Annotated in this window: 12 protein-coding genes and 1 pseudogene; 8 read left to right on the top strand and 5 right to left on the bottom strand. The window is 71.4% G+C overall.

The window, feature by feature from the left end; all coding sequences use genetic code 11:
• Both BHU15_RS32715 and BHU15_RS32710 read left to right on the top strand, forming a co-directional pair.
• On the top strand, positions 1 to 381 hold a 381-nt coding region (locus tag BHU15_RS32715), incomplete at its 5' end, for a winged helix-turn-helix domain-containing protein (RefSeq protein WP_141726927.1).
• A complete protein-coding gene (locus BHU15_RS32710) occupies positions 378 to 1850 on the top strand; it encodes a sensor histidine kinase (RefSeq protein ID WP_079128531.1) in 1473 nt (490 codons plus the stop codon). The genes BHU15_RS32715 and BHU15_RS32710, both read left to right, overlap by 4 nt.
• A 29-nt stretch (positions 1851 to 1879) precedes the next feature.
• Here BHU15_RS32710 and BHU15_RS32705 read toward each other — a convergent pair whose 3' ends face one another.
• Entirely contained in the window at positions 1880 to 3148 is a 1269-nt protein-coding gene (locus BHU15_RS32705) for a metallophosphoesterase (RefSeq protein ID WP_069630450.1), read from the bottom strand.
• A gap of 139 nt (positions 3149 to 3287) precedes the next feature.
• Positions 3288 to 3524 (bottom strand): annotated as a pseudogene (locus BHU15_RS32700) (SCO4848 family membrane protein); the annotation flags it as partial.
• Positions 3525 to 3663: 139 nt separating this feature from the next.
• Here BHU15_RS32700 and BHU15_RS32695 point away from each other — a divergent pair.
• Positions 3664 to 4953, top strand: coding sequence for a D-alanyl-D-alanine carboxypeptidase family protein (locus tag BHU15_RS32695; RefSeq protein ID WP_348538507.1), 1290 nt, complete (start codon positions 3664 to 3666; stop codon positions 4951 to 4953).
• Here the strand turns inward: BHU15_RS32695 and BHU15_RS32690 are convergent.
• Positions 4931 to 5914, bottom strand: coding sequence for a YihY/virulence factor BrkB family protein (locus BHU15_RS32690; RefSeq protein ID WP_069630449.1), 984 nt, complete (start codon positions 5912 to 5914; stop codon positions 4931 to 4933). The two genes, BHU15_RS32695 and BHU15_RS32690, sit on opposite strands and share 23 nt — an antisense overlap.
• A 166-nt stretch (positions 5915 to 6080) precedes the next feature.
• Between BHU15_RS32690 and dprE1 the strand changes: the two genes are divergently transcribed.
• Positions 6081 to 7448, top strand: coding sequence for a decaprenylphosphoryl-beta-D-ribose oxidase (gene dprE1 / locus BHU15_RS32685; protein WP_069630448.1), 1368 nt, complete (start codon positions 6081 to 6083; stop codon positions 7446 to 7448).
• A gap of 38 nt (positions 7449 to 7486) precedes the next feature.
• The gene (dprE2, locus tag BHU15_RS32680; protein WP_069630447.1) at positions 7487 to 8242 is read left to right on the top strand and encodes a decaprenylphospho-beta-D-erythro-pentofuranosid-2-ulose 2-reductase; all 756 of its coding nucleotides are present in this window, start codon (positions 7487 to 7489) and stop codon (positions 8240 to 8242) included.
• 25 nt (positions 8243 to 8267) lie between these two features.
• On the opposite strand, the gene BHU15_RS32675 is transcribed toward dprE2, so the two are convergent.
• Together BHU15_RS32675 and trpS are read right to left on the bottom strand one after the other, a co-directional pair.
• A complete protein-coding gene (locus BHU15_RS32675) occupies positions 8268 to 8864 on the bottom strand; it encodes a 2'-5' RNA ligase family protein (RefSeq protein WP_069630446.1) in 597 nt (198 codons plus the stop codon).
• A gap of 243 nt (positions 8865 to 9107) precedes the next feature.
• On the bottom strand, positions 9108 to 10127 hold the full coding sequence (gene trpS, locus BHU15_RS32670) for a tryptophan--tRNA ligase (protein WP_376267360.1): 1020 nt from the start codon (positions 10125 to 10127) through the stop codon (positions 9108 to 9110).
• Between the two features lie 59 nt (positions 10128 to 10186).
• Between trpS and BHU15_RS32665 the strand changes: the two genes are divergently transcribed.
• The 3 genes from BHU15_RS32665 to BHU15_RS32655 all read left to right on the top strand — a co-directional run.
• Positions 10187 to 10816 carry an RNA polymerase sigma factor gene (locus BHU15_RS32665; RefSeq protein ID WP_069630444.1) on the top strand — a complete coding sequence of 210 codons (630 nt, stop codon included), beginning with the start codon at positions 10187 to 10189 and terminating at the stop codon, positions 10814 to 10816.
• Positions 10809 to 11705, top strand: coding sequence for a hypothetical protein (locus tag BHU15_RS32660; RefSeq protein ID WP_069630443.1), 897 nt, complete (start codon positions 10809 to 10811; stop codon positions 11703 to 11705). Before BHU15_RS32665 ends, BHU15_RS32660 begins: the two co-directional genes overlap by 8 nt.
• A gap of 128 nt (positions 11706 to 11833) precedes the next feature.
• Positions 11834 to 12466 (top strand): hypothetical protein (locus BHU15_RS32655; protein WP_069630442.1); only part of this gene is annotated, 633 nt, incomplete at its 3' end.

Raw genomic sequence — 12466 nt, 5'->3', positions numbered from 1 at the left:
GTGGACGAGGTGGTCGCCCGGGTCCGGGCGGTGCTGCGCAGGACGCTGCCGAAGGACCGGATCGCGGTACGGCCGCCGCTGCGGTACGGCGATCTGGAGCTGGACGAGGCGACGTACACGGTCCGCAGGGCGGGGCGCACGGTGGAGCTGACGCCGACCGAGTACGCCCTGCTTCGGTTCCTGGTGCGCAACGCCGGTGCGGTGGTGACGAAGGAGCAGTTGCTGCGGCACGTCTGGCGCTACGAGCACGCGGCCGAGTCCACGGTGGTGGAGACGTACATCAGCTATCTGCGGCGCAAACTCGACGTGTACGGGCCGCCGTTGATCATGACGAGGCGCGGGGTGGGCTACGGTCTCGCGAGTCCGGGCTCCTCCTCGTGACGCCGCGCATCGGCTTCTTCCGGCCGCCCTCACGACGGCCGAGGTCCACCACGCACTCGCTGCGTTCGAAGCTGACGCTGATCAACGTGGTGCTGCTCGCGCTGGGCATCACGATCGCGACCGCCGTCACCCTGTTCGGTCTTCGGCACTATCTGCTGGAGGCGATCGACACCCAACTGACCATGTCGCGCGACGGGTTGCAGCGTACGGAACTCACGATCAACCAGATCGAGTCGCTCAGCTCGCTGGCCACGATCGTGGAGAAGATATCGCCGCGGGAGCCGGGCGGCGCGGGCGCGCTGCCGACCCCCGACTCGGTCTTCGTCGCCGTCGACGAGCGGGGCAGGGCGATCGACTTCGCCGGCGTCGCCCCGTCGCGGCGGCAGCTCGATCTCGCGCGGGCCGTCAGCGACCCGGCGTCGCTGAGCCGGGAGACGGGCGTCCGCGAGCTGAAGATGCACGGCGATCCGTACCGGGTGGTGGGGGCCCGCCTCAGCGACGGCTCCACCGTGCTGATCTCCACGTCCACCAAGGCGGTGCAGGAGAGCCTGCTGCGCGCGCTGAAGTTCGACGCCGCTTTCGGCGGGCTGCTGCTCGTCCTGCTGGCGCTGATCACCCTGATGAGCGCGAACCGTACGCTGCGCCCGCTCGGCGACATGGTCGAGACGGCGACGGCCATCGCGGAGGGCGATCTGACCCGCCGGGTCCCCGGCCGCCACGACCCGGTCACCGAGATCGAGCAGCTGCGGCTCGCCCTCAACGCGATGCTCCAGCAGGTCGAGTCGGCGTACGTGACGCGCGAGCGCAGCACGGCGCAACTGCGGCGGTTCGTCGCCGACGCGTCGCACGAGCTGCGTACGCCGCTGTCCGCGATCCGCGGCTATCTCCAGCTGTACGAGAAGGGGATGCTGGGCGAACCGGCCGAACGCAGCCGCGCCGTGTCCCGGATGAGCTGCGAGGCGGACCGGATGGCCCGCCTCGTGGAGGAGCTGCTCACCCTGGCCAGGCTGGACCAGCGGCCGGTCCTGCGGCTGCGCCCCGTCGACCTGAGCCGTCTGGTCCGCGACGCGGCCGACGACCTGCGCGCGCAGCAGCCGGACCGGCCGCTCGACGTGTCGGCGGACGGGGCGATGCTCGTCCAGGCGGACGAGTCCGGGCTGCGCCAGGTCCTCGGCAACCTGCTGACGAACATCCGCACCCACACGCCCGCCGACGCGCCGGTCCGGTTGGAGCTGCGGCGTTCGGACGGGGGCGAGGTGCGGCTGAGCGTCTCGGACGAGGGCCCGGGGATGAGCGACGAGGACGCGGCCCGGATATTCGACCGCTTCTTCCGGGCCGGGGGCGGGGCGGCGGGCAGCGGCCTCGGCATGTCGATCGTCCAGGCGGTGGTGCGCTCCCACGGCGGCGACGTCTCGGTCCGCACATCGCCGGGCACGGGCCTGTCGGTGACGGTGACACTCCCGAGCTGAGGCAGACGTCCGGGCCCGGCCCGGACGCCCTACGCCTGGCGGGAGGCCAGCTGGACCACCGTGATGTCCGAGGGCGCGCCGACCCGTACCGGCGGGCCCCACGCCCCCGCCCCGCGCGTCACGTAGAGCGCGGTGTCGCCGTACTGCTCAAGACCGGCCAGGGTCGGGTTGGAGGCCTGCGCGATGTAGTTCACCGGCCACATCTGGCCACCGTGCGTGTGGCCCGACAACTGGAGGTCGATGCCGTGCTTGACCGCGTCGTGGATCACGACCGGCTGGTGCGCCATGAGTACGGACGCCCGCGCCGTGTCGCGCCCGCCGAGCGCCTTGGCGAAGTCGGGGCCCTGGCCCTCCTCCTCGCCCGCGATGTCGTTGACGCCCACCAGATCGAACCCGTCGATCTCCACGCGGGCGTTCTCCAGCGGGTGCAGGCCCAACTCCCGTACGTGGTCTATCCATTCGCCCGCGTCGCCGAAGTACTCGTGGTTTCCGGTGACGAAGTACGAGCCGTGCCGCGCCTTCAGCCCGGCCAGCGGTTCGGCCGCGGGGCCCAGGTCGGCGACGGTCCCGTCGACCAGGTCGCCGACGACGGCGATGAGGTCGGGGTTCGTGGAGTTGATGGTGTCCACGATGCGCTGCGCGTGGGCCTTGCCCAGCAGAGGGCCGAGGTGGATGTCGCTGACGACCGCGATCCGGTAGCCGTGCGCGGCGCGGGGCAGCTTCGCGAGGGGCACCGTGACGCGCTTGACGCCGGGGCCGCTCAGCACGTTCGCCGTGCCGTACCCGACGGTGGCGAGCGCGGCGGCGGCAGCGGCGCCACCGACGACGCGCGAGACGAAGATCCGCCGGGAGGGGTCGGGGGCCGTCGGGGCGGCCGGCGGGACGTCCGCGGGCGCGGCCGGGGCCGCCGGCGCTCCGACCGTCGCGGGCTCCTCGACGGGGGTCTGCTCCGTCGTCGTACCGCCCGCCGTCGCCGCCCGGCGTTCGAGCACCCGGCGCAGCAGCGGCCGTACGGCTTCGCCCACCAGCAGCGCGAGCAGCAGATACAGCAGCGTCGCCAGCCACATGTAGGCGGGCCAGCCGAGGATCTGCTTCAGCGCGAACGGCGTGTCCGCGCGGCCCACCCCCACGCCCGCGAAGGTCAGGACCGGCAGCAGGATGATCACGGCGGTGCCCGCCCTGCGGGCCGTACTCCCCGCCGTGGTCGTGTCGCGGACCAGGCGCCGCCATATGTAGTAATGCGCGCCCGCCACCAGCGCGATGGCGACGAGCGCCACCAGAACAACCACGACGATCACGAGCCGATCCCCTTCATCCCTGTCACTGTCTCTGTACTACGTGCTCGTCACCGGGTTCGTTCCGCGATTGGTCGGACGACTCCGCGGACGCCTCGCCGGACGACTCCGCGGACGCCTCGCCGGGCGTCTCCGCGGCCAACTCGCCACGCAAGGCACGGACTCCACGGAACCCCACCGCCCCGACGCCCGTCCCCAGAAGAAAGGACGTGATGGCGAGCAGCAGATGGACCCAGAAGTAGCCCGTGGGGTCACCGGCGTCGTCGAAGGCGAGCCCGCTGCCGTCCTGCCACAGATTTTTTACGAAAGTGATCCAGATGAACCAGCTCCACACCCCGAAGGCAAGCAGGAACCAGGACACGGGGCGGCTGAGCTTCATGGATCCAGTATCGCCGGAGCCCTCCCCGCCGCTTCGCCGGGGGCCGCGGTGGCCGGAAAGTGGTCTGACCCAGCGGTGGCGGCGGCGGGTCCACCCGCCGGTGTTCGGATCCCCCGTCAGGCCATGTACGTTCTCGTCCGTGTCCGCATTGAAAAAGACCGCGCTGACGGTCCTCACCGCCGCCTTGCTGCCCGTTCTGACCGCCGCGCCCGTCCTGGCGGACGAGGCGGCGCCGGACAGGTCGGAGGACAAGCAGCCGAAGCCACCGGCGGCGATGTCGACGGTCGGCGGCACCATGCTCGGCAAACCCGGCACCCAGGTGAATCTCGCCCCCGGTGTGCCGGTGCTGCCGAAGAAGGTGACCGGCAAGTCCTGGATCGTCGCGGACGCCGAGAGCGGCGAGGTCCTGGCCTCGCACAACGCCCACTGGCGGCTGCCGCCCGCGTCGACGCTGAAGATGCTCTTCGCCGACACGGTCCTGCCCGTACTGCCGAAGACCCAGTCCCACAAGGTGACGAGCGCCGATCTGGCGGGCGTCGGCGAGGGCAGCAGCCTGGTCGGGGTGAAGGAGGAGAGCACGTACACGGTCCACGATCTGTGGATGGGCGTCTTCCTGCGCTCGGGCAACGACGCCGTGCACGTGCTGTCCGAGATGAACGGCGGCGTCGCGAAGACGGTCGCCGACATGAACAAGCACGCGGCGGAGCTGAAGGCGCTCGACACGAATGTCGTCTCACCGGACGGTTACGACGAGAAGGGCCAGGTCTCCAGTGCGTACGACCTCACCCTGATCGCCCGCTCCGGGCTTCAGAAGAAGGACTTCCGGGAGTACTCCTCGACCGTCAGGGTGCAGTTCCCCGGCGAGGAGAAGAAGCCCAAGAAGGGCAAGAAGGCACCGAAGCGGGAGACCTTCGAGATCCAGAACACCAACCGGCTGCTGACCGGCGACGCCGGTCTGGACCCGTACAAGGGCATCGCCGGGGTCAAGAACGGCAACACCACCAACGCGGGCTCCACCTTCACCGGTGTCGCCGAACGCGACGGCAGGGTCCTGCTGGTGACGGTGATGAGCCCGTCCCAGGAGGAGAGCCTGGCGGTCTATCAGGAGACCGGCCGGCTGCTGGACTGGGGCTTCGCCGCCGCCGGCAAGGTCAAGCCGGTCGGCGAGCTGGTGAAGCCCGGCTCCACCGACGGTGACTCCGACAAGGAGGCCGTGGGGCAGAAGGACTCGGGCGGCGGCAAGGACGAGGCCGGCGGCAGCGCCGGGACGGACCAGGCCGGGCTGGGCGACAAGGCCGCCGGGTCGAGCGGCAAGGGGATCGCGGTGGCCATCACGGGTGGTGCGCTGCTCCTGCTGGCGGCGGCCGTGTTCCTGGTGAACCGCAAGTGGCCGCTGCCGGACCTGGTCAAGCGCCTGCCGGGCCGTTAGGCACCGCGGGCGGGGCCACGTCGGCACGGGTCGCGCCGGGGGCCGTACCCGGCGTGGCACGGTCCTCGTCCGGCCGGTCCTCCTCCGGCCGGTCCTCGTCCAGTTCGTCGTGCTTGCTCGGCGTCGCCGTCCAGGCGGCGCAGAACAGCAGCAGCTTCGCCGTGAAGTTGATCCACAGCAGCAGCGCGACGGGCACCCCGAACGCGCCGTAGATGTTCTTGCCCGCGACGTCCCGCACATAGCCGCCGAGCAGCAGCTTGAGCGCCTCGAAGCCGACCGCGCCGATGACGGCGGCCACGATCAGCCGGCGCCGTGGCGGCCGTACGTGGGGCAGCAGCGACAGCACGTACAGCAGGATGAGGAAGGCCGCGCCGGCCGCCACGGCGCTGGCCGCGATCTGGAGCAGCACCCCGCCCGCGCCGCCCGCCGAGATGCCGAGCTGCCTCGCCGACCAGCTGACGGCGGTCGAGCCGAGGGCCGACGCGCCGATCGAGGCGAGACCGGTGACGCCGAGGCCGACGAGGATGACCGCGTCCCTGGCCTTCAGTACGAAGGGGTTGCCCTCGTCCGCGTCGTCCAGCCCCCAGACGGCGCGCAGGCACCCCCGCATCGAGCCGACCCAGCCGATGCCCGTGAAGAGCAGCAGCGCGCCCGCCACCAGCCCCACGGTGCCCGCGTTGGCGACCAGTGAGTGGAGATCCAGCTGGTCGGAGATGCCGGGGACCTGGTCGGTGAGCTTGCGCTGGAGGCTGTCGAGCTGCTTCTGGCTGAGCAGTCCGGCCCCGATCGCCGCGCTCACGGTGATCAGCGGGAAGAGCGCGAGGAAGCTGATGAAGGTGATCGCCGCCGCGAGCCGCGACCAGTGGGCCCGCTCCAGGGTCTCGTACGACCGCCAGGTGTGCGTCAGCGTCAGCCGGGCCACGAGCGGGCCGACGACGGGGAGTTTTTTCAGCCAGTCCATGACGGAGACCTGCCCTCGGATCGGAGAACCAACGGTCGGGTACCCCGGAAGCCGATTCTCACGTCATCTTTCACCAACACCTACCGAACCACCCATTCATACGAGTACGCCATCAAATACGGCTTACAACGCAAAGAATGACGTTTAGGGCGATACCGTCTCGACCATGTCTGCCGAGATCGCCGACCCTGTCACCGGCTGGGGCCGCACCGCCCCCACGGCCGCCGCCCGTCTCGTACGGCCGCGTTCTTATGAGGAGACGGTTCGCGCCGTACGCGACTGCGGCACGCGCGGTGGCATCCCGCGCGGTCTCGGCCGCGCGTACGGGGACGCGGCGCAGAACGCGGGCGGCTCCCTCATCGACATGACCGCCCTGGACCGTGTCGTCCGCGTCGACGCGGAGGCCGGGACCGTGGCGTGCGAGGCGGGGATCAGCCTGCAACGGCTGATGGAGGTGCTGCTGCCGCTGGGCTGGTTCCTGCCGGTGACGCCCGGGACCCGGCAGGTCACCGTGGGCGGGGCGATCGGCTCCGACATCCACGGCGGCAACCACCCGGCGTCCGGCTCGTTCTCCCGCCACGTGCTCTCCCTGGACCTGCTCACCTCCGACGGCGACATCCGTACGGTCGTCCCGGGCACGCCTCTTTTCGAGGCGACGGCGGGCGGCATGGGGCTGACGGGGGTGATCCTCGCGGCGACCTTCCGGCTGCACCGCGTCGAGACGTCCCTGATGTCCGTCGACACCGAACGCGCCTCCGACCTCGACGATCTGATGGCCCGTCTCACCGCGTCCGAGTGCCGTCACCGCCACCGCTACTCGGTCGGGTGGCTCGATCTGCTCGCGAGTGGCTCCTCCTTGGGACGCGCGGTCCTCACCCGTGGCGAACACGCGCCGCTCGCCGCGCTGTCCGCGCGCTCGCCCGCCCGCCGGCAGCCGCTCGCCTTCCGGCCCGGACGACTGCCCGGCGCGCCCTCCTACGTACCCGAGGGGCTGCTGGGGCGGACCACGGTGGGGCTCCTCAACGAGCTCTGGTACCGCAGGGCGCCGCGCCGGCGGACCGGTGAACTCCAGCCCATCTCGGCCTTCTTCCACCCGCTGGACGGCGTGCCGCACTGGAACCGGCTGTACGGGCGCGGCGGCTTCGTCCGCTACCAGTTCGTCGTCGGGGACGGCCAGGAGGAGGCGCTGATCCGGATCGTGCGGCGCATCGTCCGGCGCGGCTGCCCCTCCCTCCTCGCCCTGCTCAAACGCTTCGGCGTGGGCGATCCCGGCTGGCTGTCCTTCCCGATGGCCGGCTGGACGCTCTCGCTGGACATCCCCACCGGCCGTACCGGACTCGGCCCCTTCCTCGACGAGCTGGACGAGGACGTCGCCGCCGCCGGGGGCCGGGTCTGTCTCGCGAAGGACTCACGGCTGCGGCCCGAACTGCTGGCCGCGATGTATCCGCGGCTGGACGAGTTCCGGGCGCTGCGGGCCGAACTCGACCCGCGCGGAGTCTTCGTCTCCGACCTCTCCCGCCGCCTCTCGATCTGACGCCCCCAACTCACCCTCGCTGCAAGGAGCACCGCACCATGAAGGACGCCTTCGGCATCCCGCAGTCCCTCCTCGTCCTCGGTGGGACGTCCGAGATCGCGCTGGCCACGGCGCGCCGGCTGATCGCCCGCCGTACGCGCACCGTCTGGCTGGCCGGCCGCGCGTCGCCCCAGCTCGACCTCGCGGCCGAGGCCCTGCGTACGCAGGGCGCGGACGTCCATACCGTCGACTTCGACGCGCTCGACCCGGAGTCGCACGCCGAGGTGCTCGGCAAGGTCTTCGCGGAGGGCGACATCGACATGACGCTCCTGGCCTTCGGCGTACTCGGCGACCAGGCGCACGACGAGGCCGATCCGCCCGCCGCCGTCAGGGTCGCGCAGACCAACTACACGGGCGCGGTCTCGGCCGGTCTGGTGTGCGCGGCGGCGATGCAGACGCAGGGGCACGGTTCGCTGGTGGTGCTGTCGTCCGTGGCCGGTGAGCGGGCCCGGCGCGCCAATTTCATCTACGGGTCGAGCAAGGCGGGTCTGGACGCGTTCGCGCAGGGGCTCGGGGACGCCATGTACGGCACCGGTGTGCATGTGATGGTCGTGCGGCCCGGCTTCGTACGGACGAGGATGACGGCCGGGCGGGAGGAGACACCGCTGGCCACCACGCCCGAGGCGGTCGCGGCGGCCGTGGAGCTGGGGCTGCGGCGCCGTTCGGAGACGGTGTGGGTACCGGGGGCGCTGCGGGTGGCTATGTCGCTGCTGCGGCATCTGCCGAGGCCGCTGTTCCGGCGGCTGCCGGTCTGACCCCGCGGGCCCGCGCGCCGGCTTCCTACTGACGCAGGGACGAGGTCGCGGGCAGGTCGACGGGGGTGCTCTGCGAGGGCACTCCCGTGATCTCCGTACCGCCGCCGAAGACGTACTCGTGCAGCATCCGCCACACGCCGTCGGACCCCTGCTCGTAGAGCCCGAAGGAGGTGCAGCTCCAGCGGGCCGTGTAGTCGGCCAGCTCCGCGTACGCCCGGTCCATCGCCTCTTCGGAGATGCCGTGCGCGACGGTCACATGGGGGTGGTACGGGAACTGGAGCTCGCGCACCAGCGGGCCGGACGCCTCCCTGACGCGCTTCTGGAGCCAGGTGCAGGCCGAGCCGCCCTCGACGACCTGGACGAAGACCACGGGCGACAGCGGGCGGAAGGTGCCCGTGCCGTAGAGCCGCATCGGGAAGGGGCGGCCGGCCGTGGCGACCGAGGCGAGGTGGGCCTCGACGGTGGGCAGCGTCGCGGCGTCGACCTCGGTCGGCGGCAGGAGCGTGACGTGCGTGGGGATGCCGTGCGCGGCGGGGTCACCGAAGGCCGCACGGCGCTCCTGGAGCAGGCTGCCGTACGGCTCCGGGACCGCGATCGAAACGCCGAGCGTTACGGTCCCCACGTCGTTCTCCTCAGTCCTTGTGTGCGGGTGGCCGGACCACCGGTGTGGCCCGTTCCGTCCCCGCGCCAGTGTGACGCTCGCACCGCCCGGCTGGCCAGGGTCCTTGGTCAGCAGTACGGAGGCGGCGCGAATGCGGTATGGGTCCGGGCGGCCGTCCGGGGCGGGCGGGCCGTGCTCGGCGGGCCCGCCCCGGCGGCGTTCCGGTACCTCTCCGGTGCCTCTTCCGTGCTTCTGTGCTGCCGCTCAGTGCTTCGCGGGCAGCAGGCCGATCCGGTCGTACGCCTGGGCGAGCGTCTCCGCGGCGACCGTGCGGGCCTTCTCGGCGCCCTCGGCCAGGATCGAGTCCAGCGTCTCCGGGTCGTCCAGATATTCCTGCGTACGGCTCCGGAACGGTGTGACGAAGTCGACCATGGCCTCCGCCAGATCCACCTTCAGGGCGCCGTACCCCTTGCCCTCGTAGCGCTTCTCGAGATCGGCCACGCCCGTGCCCGTGAGCGTCGAGAAGATCGTGAGGAGATTGCTGATGCCCGGCTTGGCCTCGGCGTCGAAACGGATCTCGGTGCCGGTGTCGGTGACGGCGCTCTTGATCTTCTTCGCCGTGGCCTTGGGGTCGTCGAGCAGATTGACCAGGCCCTTCGGCGTGGACGCCGACTTGCTCATCTTGATCGACGGGTCCTGGAGGTCGTAGATCTTCGCGACCTCCTTGACGATGTGCGGCTTCGGGACCGTGAACGTGCTGCCGAAGCGGGTGTTGAACCGCTCGGCGAGGTCACGTGTCAGCTCGACGTGCTGACGCTGGTCCTCGCCGACCGGGACCGAGTCCGCCTGGTAGAGCAGGATGTCGGCGACCTGGAGGATCGGATACGTGAAGAGTCCGACGGTCGCGCGGTCGGCGCCCTGTCTGGCCGACTTGTCCTTGAACTGCGTCATGCGGGAGGCCTCGCCGAAGCCCGTCAGACAGTTCATCACCCAGCCGAGCTGGGCGTGTTCGGGCACATGGCTCTGGATGAACAGGGTGCAGCGCTGCGGATCGAGACCCGCTGCGAGGAGCTGAGCCGCCGCGAGCCTGGTGTTGGCTCGCAGGTCGGCGGGCTCCTGCGGAATGGTGATCGCGTGCAGGTCCACGACCATGTAGAACGCGTCGTGAGTTTCTTGCAGCGCCACATACTGCCGGATCGCACCGAGGTAGTTCCCGAGATGGAACGAGCCTGCGGTGGGCTGGATACCGGAGAGCGCGCGAGGACGAGTGGCCATGGGAAACATTCTCTCAGGTGGCGCCGACAGGTCGGGAACGGATCTCCGGTGAGCGGTGTATCAAAGGCGTGAGGACACGGGAGGGGACCCTGGAGGGGGGCCGCATCCTGACGGTTGCGGATGAGTCGGCGGTGATCGCGCGTGTGCGTTCCGGCGAGCGGGAGGCGTACGCGGAGCTGGTGCGCGCCCATACGGGGATCGCGCTACGGGCGGCGGTGGCCTGCGGCGCGGGTGCGGACGCGGAGGACGTGGTGCAGTCCGCGTTCATCAAGGCGTATCTGTCGCTGGGGAGCTTCAAGGACGGTGCGCCGTTTCGGCCCTGGCTGATACGGATCGTCGCCAATGAGACGAGGAACACCGTGCGGTCGGCGGTCCGGCTGCGGGCCGTGGCGGGGCGCGAGGCGGCGCTCCTGCGGGGTGAGCCGCTGATACCGGACTCGGCGGATCCGGCGGTGGCCGCGGTGGAGGAGGAGCGGAGCGCCGAGCTGTGGGCGGCGCTCGACGAGCTGAGCGACGATCACCGCGATGTGGTGACGTGCCGCTATCTGCTGGAGATGAACGAGGCGGAGACGGCTGAGGCGCTTGGCTGGCCGCGGGGCACGGTGAAGTCGCGGCTGAGCCGCGCGTTGAAGCTGATGGGCGGATTGCTCGCGGCGACGTCGGAGGCGGAGAGGAGAGGGGGTGGTGGGGATGAGTGACGAGGAGCGCGCGGAGGAGCTCGGTGAGGAGCTGCGGGCGCTGGGGCGCGGCATGCGCGTCCCGGATGTCGACGGCGAGACGATGGCCGAGCGGGTCCTGGCCCAGCTCCTCGCGGACGCGGCGCCGGTACCGACACCGGCCCCGACACCGGATCCGGCTTCCGTCCCGGACCCGGCCTCAGTTCCGGCCTCGGTCCCGGGTCCGGTGCTGGTCCCGGCGCGTGCGGCGCGGCTGCGGCGTCTGCTGAGGCGTCGGTGGCGGGCGGTGGCGGCCGGATTCTCGGGGCTGCTGGTCGCGCTGGTGCTGACGCCACCGGTGCGGGCAGCGGTGGCCGACTGGTTCGACTTCGGCGGGGTCCAGGTGCGGTACGACCCGAAGGCGACGCCCAGTCCGGCCGCCCGGGTGCCGGGCTGCGCCGACCCGCTGTCGATCGAGGAGGCGGCCCGGCAGGCGGGCTTCCGACCACGGGTCCCGGCCGAGTTGGGGGCGCCCGACCGGGTGTCGCTGGCCTGGGCCTCGGCGGGTCGGCCGGTCGTGAGCCTGTGCTGGACGGACTCCGACGGGTCGCCCGTGCGGCTGGACGAGTTCCCGGCCGGCCTGGACCCCGCGTTCTCGAAGCGGATCCGGCACATGCCGGAGTGGGTGCCTCTGCGTGCGGGGGAGTTGAACGAGTCGACGGGGCTGTGGTTCGCCGAGCCTCATCTGCTGCGGTTCCGGATGCTCGACGGCCAGGGTGCGGGCTGGACCGAGTCGGCGCGGACGGCGGGGCCCACGTTCCTGTGGGAGGACAGCGGCCGGGGCGGTGGCACCGACGAGCGGCTGACGCTGCGGCTGGAGGGTGTGGCGTCGGTCGAGCGGGCGAAGGCGGTCGCGCAGTCGGTCCGCTGATTCCGTGCCGTGAATCCGCGACGGGAATTCACGGCGGGAAGTTGGGAACCGGTTGGGGTCGGGCGGTGTACAGAAAGTGACGCACAGGCGCTCCGGACGGTCCGGGCCCGGCGTCGGCAGGGGGAATCATGCGACAGCTGTGCACGAGCACGGTCCGACGGCTCGGAGCCCTGATCACGATCACGGCGCTGACCTGGCTCTTCGCCCCGGGCGCCGTGGCCGGTGGGCCCACGAGCGTACTGATCACCTCACCGGAGAGCGCGGAGAGCGCCTCGCTCTACTTCAGCGACGTGGAGTACGAGGCGCTGTCGAAGCAGCTCGACGGCCAGGACATGGGGGCACTGCCCGAGGGCCAGGAGAAGCGCCCCGCAGCCGTGGACTCGGCGGTGGGCTCCCGGCAGATCAATGTGACGTGGATGATCCACGACGTGCAGCCCTGGCGGCTGGACCGGGTGTATCCGAGCGCGGATCGGTCGACGGTCTGGATCCACACGTCGACGGACATCCAGGGGATACAGACGGGTGTCTGGCACAAGGCGAAGCAACCGGCGGCGCTGCGGGCGCTGTTGAAGAAGATCGGCGTCATGGGCGAGAAGAACGGCCACGGGGTGGCGGTGCCGCCCGCCGACGGGACGGACGGCGCGGCGGCCGAGGAGACACCGGTGGCGGAGCAGGCACAGCCCGTGGCGTCGGGGGCTTCCGCCGGCGGCGGTGACGGCTGGTGGTGGGCGATACCGGCGCTGGGGGCGGGGGTGGTGCTG

The sequence above is a fragment of the Streptomyces niveus genome (assembly GCF_001723055.1).
Classification (GTDB): domain Bacteria; phylum Actinomycetota; class Actinomycetes; order Streptomycetales; family Streptomycetaceae; genus Streptomyces; species Streptomyces niveus.
Note: the sequence above shows the minus strand (reverse complement) of the source record. Positions and strands in the feature narration are given on the sequence as shown.

What these genes read in the sequence shown, in the direction of transcription:
- BHU15_RS32690 (WP_069630449.1), bottom strand. Translation starts at nt 5,914, where the DNA reads ATGGACTGGCTGAAAAAACTCCCCGTCGTCGGCCCGCTCGTGGCCCGG.
- dprE1 (WP_069630448.1), top strand. Translation starts at nt 6,081, where the DNA reads ATGTCTGCCGAGATCGCCGACCCTGTCACCGGCTGGGGCCGCACCGCC.
- dprE2 (WP_069630447.1), top strand. Translation starts at nt 7,487, where the DNA reads ATGAAGGACGCCTTCGGCATCCCGCAGTCCCTCCTCGTCCTCGGTGGG.
- trpS (WP_376267360.1), bottom strand. Translation starts at nt 10,127, where the DNA reads ATGTTTCCCATGGCCACTCGTCCTCGCGCGCTCTCCGGTATCCAGCCC.
- BHU15_RS32660 (WP_069630443.1), top strand. Translation starts at nt 10,809, where the DNA reads ATGAGTGACGAGGAGCGCGCGGAGGAGCTCGGTGAGGAGCTGCGGGCG.